Below are 18139 nucleotides of genomic sequence, written 5' to 3' on the forward strand. Positions count from 1 at the left end.
AGCCAGGGCTGTTAATGTCATTGTGTGATCTTACCACTGCCGCCGCACCGGCCGCAACTCACATTGCCCGCCGGTCGTACGACTTCGTTCACAGTATAGGTTACGAAGTTGCGAGGTCCCAGTCCGTTGCTGATATCCCGGGTGACCATCTTGTTCTTGCGGACCTCCGACTGGTATACTTTTCCCTTTCCATGGCAAACCGGGCAGTTCATGGGTTCGGTGGACGCGTGAACGGGCGAAGGCTCTGTCGTCACAGCAGCCGGTTTCGTTTCGGGTTGCGCGTGATCGTGACCCTGGTGTTCGGGTTGTACGGTCGGTTTCGGTTCGGCTACGGGTCGGGTGATCGGCTTCCCGGTGTTCGTCGCATCGGCTACAGCGGATTGTACACCTTCCCCTACGATGGTCCCGTCGAGATAATGGTAAGTGGAAGCGCTGCCGTCGGCTTCATAATAGGTGCCCACGCCGTGAAACTGGTTGTTCTTGTAGTCACCGTTATAGCGGTCGCCGTTTGCATAGTAGTAGGTTCCACAACCGTTGTAGGCTCCCTGACGAAAAGTCCCAACGTATAAGTCGCCGTTCACATAAATGAACATGCCCTCTCCATCCGGTTGGTCGTTGCGGAATTCCCCTTCGTACAGGCTGCCGTCTTTCAGGATCAGGGTGCCTTTTCCCTGGAATTGCCCGTTCACGAAATCGCCGGTGTATTGGTTGCCATCTGCGTAGAAGTAACTGCCGCTGCCTTGTTGTTTACCCTTTGAAAAGGAACCGGCATAGCGGTCGCCATTGGCATAGTACCAGGTCCCGATACCATCCATCCGGTCATTGACAAAGCCGCCTTCATAACGACTGGAGTCGGCGAACCAGAAGGTGCCCGAGCCGAACTTCGAATTGTTCATGAACCTGCCTTCATAGCGGTTTCCGCTCGGATAGGTCATGATCCCGTAACCATCCATCTTGCCGTCGGTGAACTGGCCCGTATAGCTGGTCCCGCTCTTGAAGGTGTAGGTGCCCGAGCCGGTCATCTTGCCGCGTTGGAAATCTCCTTCGTAAACATCACCGTCGCGGAAGATCATTTTTCCTTTCCCCTCGAACTTTCCCTCCGAGAACGGTCCGGTATAAACGCTTCCGGCCGAGTTCCGGTAGGTGCCGATGCCTTTTTCGCAGTCACCCGAGAGGCAGCCGACACGCGAAGTATTCAACAGGCTGTCTTGCTGCGCACGGCTATGGGTCGGCAGGAACAGTGAAGCCAGAATGAAAAACAGGAGGGAAAAATGCTTCATGTCGGTAGCGGGGAGTGACAACGGCTGCGTTGTCCTATTACAATATTAGTTTACGTGATGCAATCTTCCAAGACTTTGGAAAGCCGCTCCCAGAGCGGATTTTGACATTTCATCGCAAGAATAATCTGTTAAGACGTCCCGCGCCACGGCCCTTGTACGAATGGCGGATGCTGCGGATGAGCGGCGTCATTCGGAGGACGGGCGGCGAAGGTCCGGAACCCTGCGCCGGGCGCGACTCTCCGGAGATTTCCCCTATGAAGAATTGACAGGGATTGTGAATAACTTCTTCGCTCGTGCCGTTTCGCGTACGTGGAATGCGTGTTGATTTGTATTCATAAAACATCATCAAATCCAAAACCATGGCAACCAAAAAAGCCAAGAAAAAAGCTCCCGCCAAGAAGGCAAAGAAAGCCGTAGCTAAGGCTAAGCCGAAGGCAAAAGCAAAAGCTAAGACCAAGCGTAAACCGAACGCCGCTTTCATGCGTCCGCTCGCCATCGGCGAAGCGCTCCAGCCGGTCGTAGGCAGCAAGCCGCTTCCCCGCACGGAAGTCGTTAAGAAACTTTGGGCTTACATCAAGAAGAACAAACTCCAGGATGCCAAGCAGAAGCGTAACATCAACGCTGACGAGGCCCTGAAGAAAGTATTCGGCGGTAAGAAGACCGTTTCGATGTTCGAGATGACCAAACTCGTCTCCAAGCACCTGAAGTAAGCCGACAAGCTTCCTTTTCAGAAGCCGTTCCGGAAGGAGCGGCTTCTTTTTTTTATGCGATCGGCAGCAGGAGCGTGAAGATGGTGCCGCGCCCTTCTTCCGTTTCCACTTTCATCTCCCCGCCATGCGCTTTCACAATGTCGTAACTGATGGAGAGTCCAAGTCCTGTTCCTTGTCCCGTGGCTTTGGTGGTAAAGAACGGTTCAAAGATGCGTTCGTGAACCGTGGCGGGAATACCGGTGCCGTTGTCGCCTACCGAGAGGGCGACATATCTGGAAAGCGATACCGTAGAAACGCGGACTTCCGGATGATAGACTTCGTCGGAGGACCGTAGACGCTCCGTACGTTCTCCGACCGCGTAGAACGCGTTGCTCAACAGGTTCAGCAATACCCGCCCGATCTCCTGCGGCACGGCCGGAACTTCCGGAAGCGCGGGGTCGAGTTGTTTCTCCAGCCGACAGTTGAAACCGGGATCCTTGGCCCGCATACCGTGATAGGCGAGGTGCAGGTACTCTTCGGCCAGCTTGTTGAGCTGCACCATCGACTTCACCGGGTCGCCGCCGCGGCTGTGCTGCAGCATGCTCTTTACAATGCCGTCGGCGCGCTTTCCGTGGTGGACGATCTTTCCGAGGTTGATCTGAAGGTCCGAGAGCAGTTCTTCCTGTTCTTCCTTGCTGCCGGCCTGACGGAGTTCCTCAAGTAATTCCGCCGAAGATTCCGCGAAGTTGTTTACGAAGTTCAACGGATTTTGGATCTCGTGCGCGATGCCGGCGGTCATCTGTCCGAGGGAAGCCATCTTCTCGCTGTGGACCAGTTGTTCCTGCGTCGCCTTGAGTTGTTGGTGGGTCTTCTTCAATTCGCTGTAAGCGCGGTCCAGCTTGAGGTGAGCCTTCTTGTTAACCCGGAAGCGATAAGCGAGGAACCCGAGAAAGGCGATGATCAACACCACCCCGGCCAGCAACAAGTTGATGAGTTGACGTTGGCGGGATTCCCGTAACGCTTTTTTGGAAAGTTCCAGTTCCTGCAAGGCCTGTTGTCGCTCCAGTTCCCGGATCTTTTCTTCGCGTTCGTTGTCGGCGACCTTGTCCTGCATCTTCTCCTGGTTCATCCGGGCCAGGGCTTCTTCCGTCTTCAGGCGCTCGAGTTCGGCTTCGGTGAGCTGCTGGTTGTAGGCCAGTTGATCCGTACTGAGGGCGCGGCCTTCCAGCGCGGTGGGACGCTCGATCAATTCCAATACCCGGGATTTCTCCGCCAGTTCACGGGTGAACGAGTCCGGACTGAGCATGCGACTGTTCAGGAGCTGTTCAACGGAGTCTTTGAACAGGCGATAAAGGCGAGAATAGTATTGGCTGCGGCTGCTGTCCTGCGCGATCCGGCTTCCCGCATAGAGTTTGAGGTAACTGTCGCGCATCAGGCGCAGGGCAGGGAGTTTGGGATCGGCTTGCTGACTTTTCTCGAAGTAACGCAGCGCCTCCTCGTATCGGCCGGAGCGGTAGCTCAAAATACCCAGGTCGCGCAGGATCTCCGCTTTCTGAAGACGGTCGCCGCAGGTGTTGACGTGTTCAAGCGATTTCTTTAATACCGGCAACGCTTCCGCATCGCGTTCGAGGGCAAGCAGGAGCTCGCCGTAGTGCCTTGCGCGTGTGGCAAGGGCGCAAGCGGCATTGGCCGGTGTCGACAGGAAAGCTTCACGCGCAAATGGCAGTGCTTTCGCGTGTGAACCGGTTTCGTTCTCATAGGTGCGCACGATCAGCGCGTTCAGCAACGCGACGGTGGGTTGGTCGCCGAGATCGCGCGCGCGCTCCAATGCGGCCGTATAAGCAGCTCGCGCGCCCGTAACATCGCCGGTACGCTCGCGCGTCAGACCGATGCCTGTCTGCGCCAACGCTTCCCCACGCGGCATGCCGGCGGTGGAAAATGCCTTGACTGCAGTTTGAAAATGGAACACGGCCGAGTCAACGGCGCCGGTGCGCAGAAACAAGCCTGCGTACCGAACGTGGAGCATGCCGGAGACGCGGAGATTACCGCGCCGCTCGGCCTGTTGGAGGCGATCGCGCAGGACTTTCGCGTTGTCTTCCCGAAACGATTCGTCCGTCGCCATCGAGCCTCCGGTGATGGAAGCCGTGTCCTGCAGTAAGCGCAACGGGTCCGGCATGGCGCGTTCCACCGGAGATTGCGCGAACACGATCGACTGCAACAAGGTGGCAGTAAGCAGGTAGTATAAAAAGCGCGGGAGAGAGCGGTTCACGCCGGGTCGAATGCGGGTGAACGAAAGTGCGTATTTTCTGCTCTGAAGGCAAGTGTTGTAGGATATCTACTACGATTCTTCCGTCAAATTGAGTATCTTTGCAAAACAGGTCTTCAGCCATGTTGCGCCCGGTTCTCCATACACTTCGATTCGTCGCCTTGCTGGCGTTTCTGATGGCATTCTTGCCGACAGGGAGCAAGGCATATGGCAGATCCGTGTTGGTCAAGGCGACCGTATCGGAAGCTCAGGCGCTCACTACACAGGACCAGATTCCAACAGGAAAAGGTCTGCGCGTTGGTCGCCTGGTACTATCCGCCCCGGTCATGCTGTTGCCGGTCAAGCAACTGCCGGCAGGGTGGGTAGCGGTGTTTTTACCCTCCTTTGGTCATTTTTCGGGAAATGTGCTTTCCCTGCCTCCCCATGCTATTGTTCGTGCTTCGCATCGCTGTACGGTGTTACAGGTTTTTCGCTGTTGAATCGGCTTTTTGCTGACCGGTAATTCCGGTTCCCGACCGAAAGAACAGTTCTAACTTATTATTTCCTACGATGTCCGAATCCACTAAACGTGGCCTCGGATGGCTCTTCCCGACCTTATTCAGCGTCGGAGTCATTCTGGCCCTGGTATTACTGAAAATGTTGCTTTGACATTGAAGAGATGGCACCGCTCTGGAGAGTCGGTTGCCTGGTATTAAGCGGTTCCGTGCGCAGGTCGCATTCATGTGGTGATGGTTGTCCTGACCTGCCGCGGGCCGCTTTATCTTTGACTATTAATCCGACTAGCCATGTCCATCTATGTTCTCATCCAGCAGTCGCTGCACCGGATGCGCCCCTTACATATGCCACGCTCACGCGTCCAGCGTAGAAAAGTAATTCGCCAAAGCCTGCGCAGCTTCGTCCTGATCTCCCTGGGGGCCTTGTCGGCCTTCGTCGGCCTGAAAGGATTTTTACTGCCCAATCATCTGATCGATGGCGGAGCAACCGGGATCTCGATCCTGACGGCCTACGGTACGCCGCTGCCGCTGCCGCTGCTGATCCTGATGATCAACATTCCGTTCATCTTCATGGGTTGGCGACAAGTAGGCCTGGGATTCGCGCTTCGCGCCAGCGGAGGAATCATCTTATTGTCGATCCTGTTGTCTCTGCTCACGCTGCCGACCTTCACCAGTGATCGCCTGTTGATTGCCGTGTTCGGTGGCTTCTTCCTTGGCGCCGGTATCGGGCTGAGTATCCGCGGTGGCGGCGTCATCGACGGTACGGAAGTACTGGCACTCTACATCAGCCGCAAGACCGGCCTAACCATCGGCGACTTCATCCTGGTCATCAACATCCTGATCTTCCTGACGGCCGCGTGGCTGATCAATCTTGAATCAGCCATGTACAGTACCCTGACGTACCTGATCGCCTCCCGTACGGTCGACTTCCTTGTTCATGGTCTCGAAGAATATACTGGTGTGACCATCATCTCGGACCGAAGTGAAGAGATCCGCAAGGCGCTCATTTATCAGGTCGGACATGGCGTTACCATCTTCAAGGGTAAAAGCGGATATGGTAACCGTGGCGACCGGAACCATGAGATCGATGTCATTTTCACCGTCGTTACACGACTGGAAATTCACCGGCTCAAAGGCTTGGTGGAACGGCTTGATCCGAAGGCGTTCCTGGTCACGCACAGCATCAACGATTCGCGTGGCGGTATGATCCGCAAACGTCCACAGTTCCTGCCGCAGGCCCATTCCTGAGCTTAGGGTAGTTTTCATACATTTACCCGTCTATGCTCGAAACCCTTGCCCGAATCATACTGCGCTACCGGGTGGCTTCACTGGTCATCCTGCTGGGTATCACGGTGTTCATGGGTTATACGGCCACCAAGGTCCAACTGAGCTATGAAGGCGCCAAGATCCTGCCGGCCAGCGACTCCACCTACGCCGAGTATCTGAAGTTCAAACAGAAGTTCGGCGAAGACGGGACCGTCATGGTCATCGGCTTCCAGGATCAGAAGATGTGGCAAGCCAAGACCTTCGGTGATTGGTACGATCTGACGGAAGCGGTCAAAAAGGTGGATGGCATTCAGGAAGTGCTCTCGATTGCCCGTGCCTTTCAGGTCATTCGAAACGACAGCCTGCAGAAGCTGGATTTCAAACCGGTCATTACCGAAAGACCCCGGACCCAGGCGGAGGTCGACAGTCTCCATGAACTGCTCGGGCGACTGCCGTTTTACGAAGGTTTGCTCTTCAATCCGGAAACGAACGCGACCCTGATGGCGATCACGTTCGATCAGAAGCAGCTCAACACGAAAGACCGAATCGGGATCGTCCGGCAGATCAAGGAAATGGCCGATAAGTTCGCGGCTGACAATGGACTGACCCTGCATTATTCCGGACTTCCTTATATCCGTACCGCGGTGACCGAAAAGATCGCCGGGGAGATGAAGATCTTCGTCGCGCTCGCGCTGCTGATCACGGCGCTGATCCTCATGCTGTTCTTCCGCAGCATGCAGGCCGTACTCTTCCCGATGATCGTGGTGATATTCGGGGTCATCTGGTCGTTCGGTACACTCGTCCTCTTCGGGTACAAGATCACCATCCTGACCAGCCTGCTGGCTCCGCTGATCATTGTCATCGGCATTCCGAATTGCATCCTGTTGCTCAACATGTACCAACAGGAATTCCAGAAGCACGGCAACAAGATCAAAGCCCTCGTGCGCACGATCCACCGGATCGGAGCCAGCACCTTTTTCGCCAATGTCACCACCTCTGTCGGTTTTCTCGTTTTCGCCTTCACGCACAGCGCAGTCCTGATCGAGTTCGGCATCATCACCGCCATCAATGTGATGCTGACGTACCTGATCTCGCTCTTCCTCATCCCGATCGTTTTCAGTTTCCTGCCACCGCCTTCGGCAAAGCAGATCAAGCACCTCGACCGACGCGCCATCAACCGCATCCTGCATCGTGTCGATCACTGGGTACACCATTATCGCTGGCGCGTGTACGCGACGGTATTGGTGGTAATCGGGATCAGCCTCTACGGCGCCAACAAGATCACCACCGTCGGTTATGTGGTCGACGATCTTCCAAAGAAAGACGTCATCTACACCGACTTGAAATTCTTCGAGAGCAATTTCCGGGGTGTGCTGCCGTTCGAGATCAGCGTCGACACACGGGAGCCGGGTGGCGCGCTCAAACTGAAGACGCTTTACAAGATCAACCGGCTTCAGAAACTGCTAGCGCAATACCCGCAATTTTCCGAACCGGTCTCGGTAGCGGAGGGCATCAAATTTTCCTACCAGGGTCTCAACGACGGAGACCCGAAGTACTATATCATTCCGAATGTTGAGGAACTCGCGCGCCTTTCCAGCTATGCCGGTACCGCCAAGGGAAATCAACGCATGTTCCGGTCCATCATCGACAGTACCCAACAGGTGACCCGGGTGAGTTTTCAAGTGGCCGACATCGGTTCTATCAAAATGAAATCCCTGCTCGATGAACTGCGCCCCCGGATCGACAGCATCCTCGATCCTGCCGATTATACGGTAAAGCTCACCGGAAATTCCATCATCTTCCTGAAAAACAACGATTACCTGCTTATCAACCTCAAAGAAAGCGTCCTGATCGCCATTGTGCTGATCGCGACGGTGATGTTCCTCTTGTTTTTGTCGCTGCGGATGGTGGTCATCGCCCTCATTCCATCCATGACACCCTTGCTATTGACCGCCGCTTTCATGGGATTCTTCCACGTTCCCTTGAAGCCGAGCACGATCCTGATCTTCAGCATCGCCTTTGGGATCGCCAGTGACGGGACCATGTACTTCCTCACCAAATACCGGCAGGAATTACGGAAACATGGCGGCAGTATTTCGCGTACGGTCTCCCTGGCCATACACGAGACCGGGCTGAGCATGATCTATACCGCGGTCATCCTCTTTAGTGGGTTCTTCATTTTCTCCGTTTCCAGCTTTGGAGGAACCTCCGCCTTGGGCATTCTCATTTCCGTCACCCTGTTGATCGCCATGTGCAGCAACCTGATCTTCCTGCCGACCTTGTTGTTGTCGCTGCAGAAGTTGCTGATCACCCGCGCATTCCTCAAGGAGCCGCTTATCCAGGTGTTCGACGAGGAGGAGGATGTCGAGTTGGATGCCCTCGAAGTTCGTAAAACCGAAGCAGTAGAGCCGTAGTCGCTTCCGATCTGTTCAAAACCCGGAAACGATTCCGCGTATCGTTCCGGTCTTTTCGACGATTCCCTTATTTTCGTACCCCATTCCTTCCCGACCATGAAAGGCATCATCCTCGCCGGCGGATCCGGCACCCGCTTGCATCCCATCACCCTGGCTATGAGCAAACAGCTGATGCCGGTCTACGACAAACCGATGATCTATTATCCGTTGTCGGTGTTGATGATGGCGGGCATCAACGAGATCCTGATCATCAGTACGCCGCACGATCTGCCGGGCTTTCAGCGCTTGTTGGGTGACGGTTCCGAACTCGGATGCAAGTTCTCCTATGCAGAGCAAGCCGTACCGAACGGACTCGCACAGGCCTTCGTGATCGGAGAGTCGTTCATTGGAAAGGACAAGGTCGCGCTGATCCTGGGCGATAACATCTTTTACGGTACCGGATTACAGCAGTTGATGCACAGCAACATCGACCCGGAGGGTGGGGTTGTTTTCGCGTATCATGTGAGCGATCCCGAACGTTACGGGGTAGTGGAATTCGACAAGCAGAACAAAGCCATTTCCATCGAGGAAAAGCCGGAGAAGCCCAAATCGAATTACGCGGTGCCCGGACTTTACTTCTATGATAACGAAGTCCTGAAGATCGCGAAGGGACTTCAACCCAGTGCACGGGGCGAGTACGAGATCACCGATGTGAACAAAGTGTACCTCGAACGCGGACACCTCAAGGTGGGTATTCTCGACAAAGGCACAGCCTGGTTGGATACCGGTACGTTCCCCTCGCTCATGCAGGCGGCGCAATTTGTACAGGTAATTGAAGAACGCCAGGGTCTCAAGATCGGTTGCATCGAAGAGGTCGCGTACAGCATGGGCTACATCGACGCCGAACAACTACGGAAAATTGCAGCACCGCTGGTCAAGAGCGGATACGGCAAATATTTATTATCCCTGCTTTAACAGGCAATTTAGTCGCTGGAAACCCGTTATTCACCCCGATTTGCGGTTAATTGGTGGAAATCTTATCTTCGGGTTCGGGAATTTAAGCCATTTTTAGCATCCTGACTCGATTTCCCGCTACCTGCGACCTCATGACACGTAAAATCCTGATTACCGGTGGTGCCGGCTTCATTGGAAGCAGCATGGCTGAGCGCCTGGCGCAAGATCCGGCTAATTATATCGTGATTGTCGATAATCTGTTGACCGGATCACATTCGAAGGTGCCGAAATCGATTCACCAGAATGTCCAGTTCATCAAGGCAGACGTCAATGACCAAAAAGAAATCTCCGCCATTTTCCTGGCTTACCGTTTCGATTACGTTTTCCATTACGCGGCTGTTGTTGGCGTAAAGCGTACCCTGGCGAATCCGGTCATGGTGCTCAACGACATCAAGGGGATCAACAACATCCTCAGCCTTGCGAAGAACACTGGTGTAAAACGGGTCTTCTACACGTCCTCATCCGAAGTGTACGGCGAACCGGTGGAGTACCCCCAGAACGAACATACCACGCCCCTCAATTCACGACTGCCGTATGCCATCGTGAAGAATGTCGGAGAGGCGTATCTGCGCTCTTTTAAACGGGAATACGATCTCGACTTCACGATCTTCCGCCTGTTCAATACGTACGGCCCGAAGCAAAGCACCGATTTCGTTATTTCGAAATTCATCAGCGCTGCCCTCAAGGACCGGGACATTACCATCTATGGTGACGGCAAACAGACGAGAACGTTCTGCTATATCGAAGACCATCTCGATGCCACGACCAATTGCTTTTATAATAACCTCCTCGTGAATGATGTCGCGAACATCGGTACCGACATCGAGTTCACGATTCTGGAGCTTGCGCAAACAATCATCCGCGTGACCGGCTCGCGTAGTCAGATCGTCCACCTGCCTTCACTGAAGGAGGGCGACATGACCCGTCGTCGTCCCGACAGCACCAAGATGCGCGAACTGTTGAATCGTCCGTTTACCCCGCTGGAAGACGGATTGCGCGCTATCCTCGCGAACTCGCACTACGTGACCTCCTGATCTGGGGTCGACGTCACCCTGCGTTTTCATTCGCCGGGTTTTTGATTTTATTCCGAACAAATACCGATCACGGCTGTTAACTGTTTCATGCATTCGCCCCGTTATTTTCAGGAAAAAGTAGAACGCGCAATCAGCAGTCTGCAACTGGGCGAACATCCCGCCGAACTGTACGAGCCGATACGGTACATGCTCTCGCTGGGTGGGAAACGCCTGCGACCTGCTTTGTTGCTGATGGCCAATGAAGCCTTCGGAGGCCGGGAAGAAGATGCGCTGGGGCCCGCTCTCGGCATCGAGGTGTTTCACAATTTCACCTTGCTGCACGACGACATCATGGACAAGGCGCCCTTGCGCCGGTCGCGGGAGACGGTGCACGCCAAATGGAATACCGATATCGCGATCCTCTCGGGCGACGCGATGTTCGTCCGTTCATGCCAGCTCATGGCTAAATGCCCCGACCGGTATTTAAGGGCGACACTGGAGGATTTCCACCAGACTGCCTTGCTGGTGTGTGAGGGTCAGCAGCTCGACATGAATTTCGAACACCAGTCGCTGGTGCGAATAGAGGATTACCTCGAGATGATCAGCCTCAAGACCGCGGTCCTGATCGGCGCCGCGTTGCGCATGGGCGCGCGACTGGGTGGCGCTTCGGAAGAAGACGCGCAGCATCTGTACGAATTCGGGCGATCGCTTGGTGTGGCTTTTCAATTGCATGATGATATCCTCGACGCCTACGGTGACCCGGAGAAATTCGGCAAGCAGGTCGGCGGCGACATCCTGTCAAACAAGAAAACCTATCTGCTCCTGACCGCCCTCGACTCCGCGGACCTTCACACGCTCGAAGAACTGGAATTCTGGATCAAACGAAAGGAGTTCAACCCGGCAGAGAAGGTGCAGGCGGTAAAGACCATCTTTGAAAAACTGAATGTCCGGGAAAAGGCGGAAGCCGAATTGAGCCGTCACTTTGAATGTGCCTTGGCGGAACTGGATTGTATTCCGCTTCCGGAGGAAGCCAGGAAGCCGCTGCGTGAGTTGGCGGAACACCTGATGGTGCGCGAAAGTTGAGTTCAGGCTCCGCGTTGACGGAAGGTGATCCGCGCGTTCGCGCTGAAATTGAAAAGGCTCACCAACAAGGTCGAGATCAGTTTACACAGGTAAAAGTCGAAGTACGGGCTCATCAGGTAGATCAGCGTATTGTTCAGCGCCAGTCCCACCGTAGAGATGAAAAGGAAGGTGAAGAGCGAGGAGGCATTCCTTTTCGCCGATTCGCGGAAGGTCCACCGGCTGTTCAGATAGTAATTGGAGATCGCAGCGCAGGTGAAGCCGATCGAGTTCGCGACGAATTTATTGACGAGCAGGAATTCTTTCAGCAGGTACGTTATGCTGAAATCCACGATCATGCCGCTAAAGCCGACCAGGCAGAACATCAGGTAAGCGATCCAGGTCTTTTTCATGCGGCGGCCTTCTTCAGCCTATGCAACTGAACGAACGAATAACAATAGATCACAACACAAGGAAGTGCCTTCAGACTGTACGGCACCACCCAGGTGTCACGAATGAACTTCGGAAACAGATCGGTGGGCGAGAGGCAGGTCAGGATCAGCAGCAAAGGCAGCATCCACCGCCAGTTGGGATCCTTCGGTCCACCGGCATAGAGCAACATCGCGCCTGTTACCGCGATAACGAAGGTGGGCGACTCGGCCTTGTGATTGAGAATGACGAGCCAGATCAATACATGCCCCAGTATCAGCAGGCTACGGAGATTCCGATCGACCTGTTTGGCAAACAGGCTTCTCCACAGATAGTCCGCCAGCGCGGCCAGGCCGAGCAAGGTGACCACTGCCTTTAAGGACGAGAACTTCAGCCAGGGAGCAAGCAAACCCATGAGCGAGATGCCCGTTGAGGCATCGTGATCCGCTGAAAGCAAACGCCCCCAGGATTCGTAGAGAAATTGCAACTGAGCCGGACTGACCACCAGCAGGGGTAGTGCAGCGATGAGCATACACCAGGCGCCGAATGCGAGCAGCGACTTCAGCCAGCGACGGTCGAAGAGAAATAGCAGGATCGTGAGTCCGCCGTAAACCTTGATGCTAACCGATAACGCGGCCAACAAGGTGCCGGGCAGGATCTTCCCATCCCGTTGAAAGACCAGGGACCACACGGCAAGTCCGGCAATCAGTCCGTTGCTCTGACTGTTCTGGAGCGAGGTCGCGGTCTCAAGCAGGACAAAAAGCAGCGCCAGGGCTTCCTTCCGTTTGTCGGTAAACCGCAGCCGGAGCAGACCGGTTACCAGCAACAGACTGTTCAGGATATTCCACAGCAATACCCCCGGCAGGTCCGGCAGTGCGTAGAACGGCGCCATGAACAAGGGGAAACTCGGACTGTACTTGTAATAATCGAAATGTGTTTCCGGATGCAAGGCGTACAAGTCTTCGCCCGTCAGCAGGAAATGAAAGGATGATTTGAAAATGATGTAGTTGTTGACCGGTGTATACTGGTCCGATCGCTTCTTATGAAACTGTACCGCGGTCAAAAGGACCGTGATTGCCAGCGTGATCACGACCGCCCAGCGGGCGATGCGACCTTCATCAACAAACCGTAGTAGCTGGTCTTTCATGCGGACGCCTCAAAGTAAAAAAGAAAAGTCTTCCCACCCGGAGGAAAGAAGACTTTTCCGCTGGTTGTAGTGGCGGACTAGTCGCGCAACACCTTGATCCAGCCCTTGTACTTGCCGGTCGCCGTCTCGAGTATGTAATAATAAATATCCGAGTTCAGGTTGGCGGCGTCCCAGTTGTTCCGATAATCGTCGGATGTAAAGACCAACAACCCCCAACGATCCCAGATCTTCAAAAGGGAGTTCCGGGGGAGATTCTTGATCTCGAAATAATCGTTATACCCCGGTGATGCGGGATAAGGCGTGAAAACGTTCGGGATCACAAAGGGAGTAAAGTCGATACGCAGGGAATCACTTACCAGCAGGCAGCCGCCGGTCGCGGTCAGAACGACGATCACCGAGTCGAGTTCGAAGTCTGCATCGGAAGGTTCATACACCGCGTTCAGCGCTGTATCGCTGGGAACGAAGGTGCCGCTTCCGGTCGAGGTCCACTGCAGGGTAGGCGCGTTCAGTGCTTGCCCGCTCAGGGTGACGGTAGCTCCGCTGCCCGGACCGGAGGTCAAGACCGTATCGGTGCCGACCGATACCGTAGGGAGATCGAGTAGTTGCACGAGAATCGTATCCTGAAGATTCAGGCACGCGCCGGTCGTTGTGAGGAAGATCTGGACGACACCGTTGGTCGTGTCCGCAGTACCCGGCTGGTAGTAAACGTTCGGATCAGTCGTGGAAGGCTGGAAGGTTCCGTCACCCGCTGCCGACCAGATCAATCCGCCCGCGTTCTGTTGCGTTCCGCTCAGGATGACGCTGTCGCCAATGCAACTCACCAGATCCGGGCCGCCATTCGGGATTCCGGGAGGAATGACCGTGACCGTGATCGTGTCGTTCGTCACGCACCCGAAGTTATTGCGCACGGCTACCACATAGTCGGTGGTTGCTGTCGGGGATACTACGATTACGGAATCTGTGAAACTGCCCGGCTGCCAGAAGTAAGTGCCGCCACCGGTTGCGGTGAGCGTATCGTTGCTACCCCAGCAAATCGTGTTGTTCGTACCGGTCAGGGTCACGACCGGAGCAGGCGAGAGATAGAGTACTACCTGATCGGTATCGTTCTGACAAGGAAAAGATGCGACTACCATGGTCAGTGTCACATAGCCCGTATCACTCGGTCCCGGTGTATAGGTCGGTGATTGTAGCGTATCGTTATCAAAAGAACCGGATCCACTGGTCAGCCACTGAATGCTTCCGACCGTTCCACCTGCCAGGGCGATGTAAGCGTCCGACTGACACAGGCTAACCGAATCGTCGGCGATGTCCGCGTCGGGTTGCGGATAAACCGACACATTGAACAGAGCGGTATCGCTGCTGCAACCGAATGAATTGGTTTCCACCAGGCCCACGGCGCCCAGGCCCTGGAAGGCCCAGGCTGATGTCAGGGTGTCCGTTGTAGCATTGACGGAGATCAATTGCCCATTGGTCAGTAGCCAGGTATAGGTCGATCCGGGATTGGCAGGCGTTGTAAAGACTTCGGTGGAGCCCATGCAGATGTCGGTTGCCCCGTCGATGATGGCAGGAAGCGGCCGTGGATTGATGATCACATTCACGGGATTCACCGGACCCGCGCAGTTCGCCGCATTGGTTTCGACTACGAACAAGCTGCCAAAACCGGCTGTTCCCCATTGGACGTTGACAGAGGTCCCGCTGGTCGGTCCGACAATGGTTCCGTTACTCACGGTCCACTGGTACGTGGAGCCGGCAGTACCGGTGACGAAATACGTCTCCAGGCTGTTTTCACACGTGACGACAGCTCCCGTTACCGGAATGGTGTCGGGAAGCGCGTTGATCGTGACGGAGATCGTTTGAACTGTTCCCGGGCATCCGAAAATGTTCGTGTCAACCACCGCGAGGCTGCCGGTTCCGGCGGAATCCCAATTCACGGTGATCGTGTTGCCGGCCAGATTGGTGATGGTTCCGCCGGTGATGGTCCAGGTATAATTGCCGCCGGATGGTGTGACACTGTAAATCTGCGCGGTGTCGCTTTCACAAATGAAGGTGGGTCCCGAGATCGGTGAAGTGGCCGGGATCGGGTTCACGGTAACCTGTACCGTATCGGTGGCGCTGCAACTTCCGATCGTTCCCGTTACGAGAAAATCATAGGGTGAACCGGCTGCGGTCAGGCCGCTTACGGTGATCGTGTCCGTGGTGTTCCCGTTGCTCCAACTGTAAGCATTTGCGCCGGCTGCCGCCAGTGTCACGATGTTGCCTTCGCAGATGCTGGTATCGGAGGATGTTGTAAGGACGACCCCGCTGACGACCACCACCTGCTGGCTCAGCGGTGTTATGCAATTGGATACCGCGTCTGTTACCGTGATGTTGAAGGTATAGGTTCCGGGCCCGCAGGCGGCGAAATCAAATGTCTGGGAACTTCCGGTCGCCGAAGAGGGATTCGTACAGGAAGGAACGCTGGTCCAGTTGTAGTTCGATCCGGCTCCTGCTCCGCTCACTGAAATCGTTGAAAGGAGGGACGGGTCGGATGTGCAGATGAACGGGTCGTTCGCTGTGATGACCGGAAGCGGATAAATGTTCACGGTATCAGTGGCCAGCGTATCGCACCCCAGGGTATCGGTGACGGTGAGATAGAAGATGGTCGAAGTAGAAACCGTTGCCGAAGTGTTGAGTAAGGTCGTATCGCTGATCACCACGCCCGGATTGTTGCTGCTCCAGTGATAGGTCGTTCCGGGATCGGTGTTGCTACCGTTTCCATTCAACGCGATCGACGTACTGACGCCGTTGCAGATCAGGTCTGGAACAACCGATGCACTGGCTACAGGCAGTGGTCGATGCGTGGCGCTTACGGCCGTATCACGGAAGCAACCGGTTGTGGGATCGGTTACGCGGAAGGTAAAGACATCGCTGGTGCATCGGTAAGCCGTTGCATTCAGGAAGTTGGCATTGGTAATGCCAAGTCCGGCGATACTGACCCACGAATAGGTCATACCGGCGGTGCTGCCGGTGCCGTTCAGGTTGATGGTGCTACAGCCGCAGAAATCGGGGATGGGCGCGGCAGCGGCGATCGGCCGCGGAAGAATGACCAGGGTATCCGATAGAACCTGGCTACAGGTGCCGGTCGTTCCGGTAACGGTGAATACCGTTGTGACGGCCGGTGATGCGGAAATATTGGCGGAAGTCGAATCCAGGAACGTGTAAGCGGGGCTTGAAGTCCAGGCATACGAGCTGGCTCCGCCGGCACTGAGGTTGGCTGAGCTTCCTTCACAGATCGAACCGGGAACCGACAGGCTCATGTTCAATCCGGGAGCGATCGAGAAGGTGGTGCTGACCGTGTCCCGGCAACCGGTGATGTTGTCTTCGGTAACGACGGTAAAACTGTAAGAAGCTACTACACCTTGCGGGAAGGTCACGGTGATCGACGAGGAGTCGGCCGCCGCGCCGGTGATCAGCGAGTAGTTGGGCGAAAGCGACCAGGAAAAGGTGGAGCCAAGCGAAGGGCCCGTGACGGTGAAGGTGTTCTGCAACACCGGACTCGTGGCGCAGAGGTTCGCGGAGGCCGCGTTGATCGACGGCTGCGGATTGATGTTGATCTGCTGGCACTCGGGATCCGATTGACAACCGATCGCGTCTGTCAACACCGCGCAAAAGCTCTGTCCGCTGGTTCCCATGTAGGCGAAGGTGCTGAAGAGCGTATCATTCTCGACGTTCGATGGCGTCCATTGAACGGTCAGCGGCGCTACGCCGGCGATCGGGATCACGTCGATGGCGACCGTATCATACCGGCAGACATCGAGCGTGCCGCCGACGAATGCCACGGGCTTTTCATTCACGGTGACTTCCACGGTCGTGTCATCCACACAACCGTTGTTATCGACAATATCGACGGAGTAGGAGTAAGGGCCACCGGCCGGCACATTGGTGACAGAAGGGTTCGGACAATCGTTGCACGACAAGGTGCCCGGTCCCACCCAGTTCCAGGTGATCGGGCTGGTGGCATTGGTCGTGGTGCCGTTGAGCAGCAAGGTGGTTCCTTCACAGATGGTCTGCGGTGAACCGGCATCGACCACCGGAGCGGGAAGTATGTTGATGGTTTGCGTGGTGGTTTCAGGCCCGCAGGTGCCGAATGCGGTGAGCGTTACGGTAAAGCTGGTGCCGGGTCCGACGAAGACGTGCGTCACGGTCTGACCGGTAGCGGTATTGTCGACTCCCGAATTCGGATCGCCGAAGTTCCATTGCCAAAGGGTTACGTTCGGGTTAGTGGGTGGGAAAGCCGGTTGGATGGTGGCGCTGGCGGAGAAATCGACCGGAGTACCTATGCAGGCGTTGGTTGGAGAAAAGGCATAGGTAGGATACAGTTCCTGCACGTAGATGGTGCGGGAGAACTGGGTGCACCCGCATTCGTCGTTGCAAACAGTCAGGAGTAACGTATGCGGCCCTACACTGGTAATTTGAAAAGTGGTGTCGGCGCCGGACGACGGAATGTCCGCGGCCGTATCGAGTTTCCAACTGTACGAGATATTCGTGCCGCCGTAAAGGACGGTCTGATTGAAGGCCTGCACCGTGAGGGGTGTGCAACCACGGAAGACGTTGGTCGTGAAGGAAGCTTGCGGCGTACCGACGATCGAGTTATTGGTGGCGGAACAAACGATGCTGAAGTCTTCCTGGTTGCCGGAACTGCCGTCAACGAGGATGTAGTAGGTCGTTCCGTTTGTCACCGCAAAATTAGAAGTCATGCTACCGGCTGGCCCGTTTGCCGATCGGCAGGTACCGGCTACCGGTGTGAGCGAGCCGCAAAGGCCGGTGAATACTTCCATCTCCAGGCCCGGGTTGTTGTCGATTCCGGAGACCGTCAGTGTTGCCAGGCCGTTGCTTATACCGGTTATGACAAACCAAGCGCTGTTGTTGACGGTATTGTCGCCGCAACTCAGCGCGGGATCTCCGGGGTCCGCAGTCGTACCGATCGTGGATCCGGTCGACAGGAATCCGTTGCACAAGGGGTTGGCGTTCGAGCAGTCATCTTGCGCGGCGGCGGTAAAATGGAGGCAGAGCAGGAGCAGGGACGTGTAAAGTAGACGCATTCGGCTTT

The 18139-nt window shown here is 55.5% G+C and carries 12 protein-coding genes; 7 read left to right on the forward strand and 5 right to left on the reverse strand.

Features of this window, described 5'->3' with window-relative positions; genetic code table 11:
• Nucleotides 1–17: 17 nt before the first annotated feature.
• Nucleotides 18–1280 carry a hypothetical protein gene (locus tag IPJ96_03620; GenBank protein ID MBK7909437.1) on the reverse strand — a complete coding sequence of 421 codons (1263 nt, stop codon included), beginning with the start codon at nt 1278–1280 and terminating at the stop codon, nt 18–20.
• A 359-nt stretch (nt 1281–1639) separates the two neighbouring features.
• Here IPJ96_03620 and IPJ96_03625 point away from each other — a divergent pair, with 359 nt between their 5' ends.
• A complete protein-coding gene (locus IPJ96_03625; GenBank protein MBK7909438.1) occupies nt 1640–1990 on the forward strand; it encodes a hypothetical protein in 351 nt (116 codons plus the stop codon).
• 52 nt (nt 1991–2042) lie between these two features.
• Here the strand turns inward: IPJ96_03625 and IPJ96_03630 are convergent, their stop codons facing one another.
• Entirely contained in the window at nt 2043–4238 is a 2196-nt protein-coding gene (locus tag IPJ96_03630; protein MBK7909439.1) for a tetratricopeptide repeat protein, read from the reverse strand.
• A gap of 119 nt (nt 4239–4357) precedes the next feature.
• Between IPJ96_03630 and IPJ96_03635 the strand changes: the two genes are divergently transcribed.
• The 6 genes from IPJ96_03635 to IPJ96_03660 all read left to right on the forward strand — a co-directional run bounded on the left by IPJ96_03635 (nt 4358) and on the right by IPJ96_03660 (nt 11498).
• Nucleotides 4358–4714, forward strand: coding sequence for a hypothetical protein (locus tag IPJ96_03635; protein ID MBK7909440.1), 357 nt, complete (start codon nt 4358–4360; stop codon nt 4712–4714).
• A gap of 360 nt (nt 4715–5074) precedes the next feature.
• Nucleotides 5075–5977 (forward strand): YitT family protein, encoded by a 903-nt coding sequence (locus IPJ96_03640; GenBank protein MBK7909441.1) that lies wholly within the window; start codon nt 5075–5077, stop codon nt 5975–5977.
• Between the two features lie 32 nt (nt 5978–6009).
• Nucleotides 6010–8409: an MMPL family transporter gene (locus tag IPJ96_03645; GenBank protein MBK7909442.1), complete on the forward strand. Its 2400-nt coding sequence runs from the start codon at nt 6010–6012 to the stop codon at nt 8407–8409.
• A 96-nt stretch (nt 8410–8505) separates the two neighbouring features.
• Nucleotides 8506–9363 (forward strand): glucose-1-phosphate thymidylyltransferase RfbA, encoded by an 858-nt coding sequence (rfbA, locus tag IPJ96_03650; GenBank protein ID MBK7909443.1) that lies wholly within the window; start codon nt 8506–8508, stop codon nt 9361–9363.
• Between the two features lie 131 nt (nt 9364–9494).
• On the forward strand, nt 9495–10436 hold the full coding sequence (locus IPJ96_03655) for an NAD-dependent epimerase/dehydratase family protein (protein ID MBK7909444.1): 942 nt from the start codon (nt 9495–9497) through the stop codon (nt 10434–10436).
• Between the two features lie 87 nt (nt 10437–10523).
• Nucleotides 10524–11498, forward strand: coding sequence for a polyprenyl synthetase family protein (locus IPJ96_03660; GenBank protein MBK7909445.1), 975 nt, complete (start codon nt 10524–10526; stop codon nt 11496–11498).
• 2 nt (nt 11499–11500) lie between these two features.
• Here the strand turns inward: IPJ96_03660 and IPJ96_03665 are convergent, their stop codons facing one another.
• From IPJ96_03665 to IPJ96_03675, 3 genes are all read right to left on the reverse strand, one after another.
• Nucleotides 11501–11851: a GtrA family protein gene (locus IPJ96_03665; protein ID MBK7909446.1), complete on the reverse strand. Its 351-nt coding sequence runs from the start codon at nt 11849–11851 to the stop codon at nt 11501–11503.
• Nucleotides 11852–11883: 32 nt separating this feature from the next.
• Complete coding sequence (locus IPJ96_03670) at nt 11884–13050, reverse strand: DUF2029 domain-containing protein (GenBank protein ID MBK7909447.1); 1167 nt, start codon at nt 13048–13050, stop codon at nt 11884–11886.
• Nucleotides 13051–13127: 77 nt separating this feature from the next.
• Entirely contained in the window at nt 13128–18131 is a 5004-nt protein-coding gene (locus IPJ96_03675) for a gliding motility-associated C-terminal domain-containing protein (protein ID MBK7909448.1), read from the reverse strand.
• Nucleotides 18132–18139 lie beyond the last annotated feature (8 nt).

This window comes from Bacteroidota bacterium (genome assembly GCA_016713765.1).
In the GTDB taxonomy this organism is placed as follows: domain Bacteria; phylum Bacteroidota; class Bacteroidia; order AKYH767-A; family 2013-40CM-41-45; genus Pollutiaquabacter; species Pollutiaquabacter aromativorans.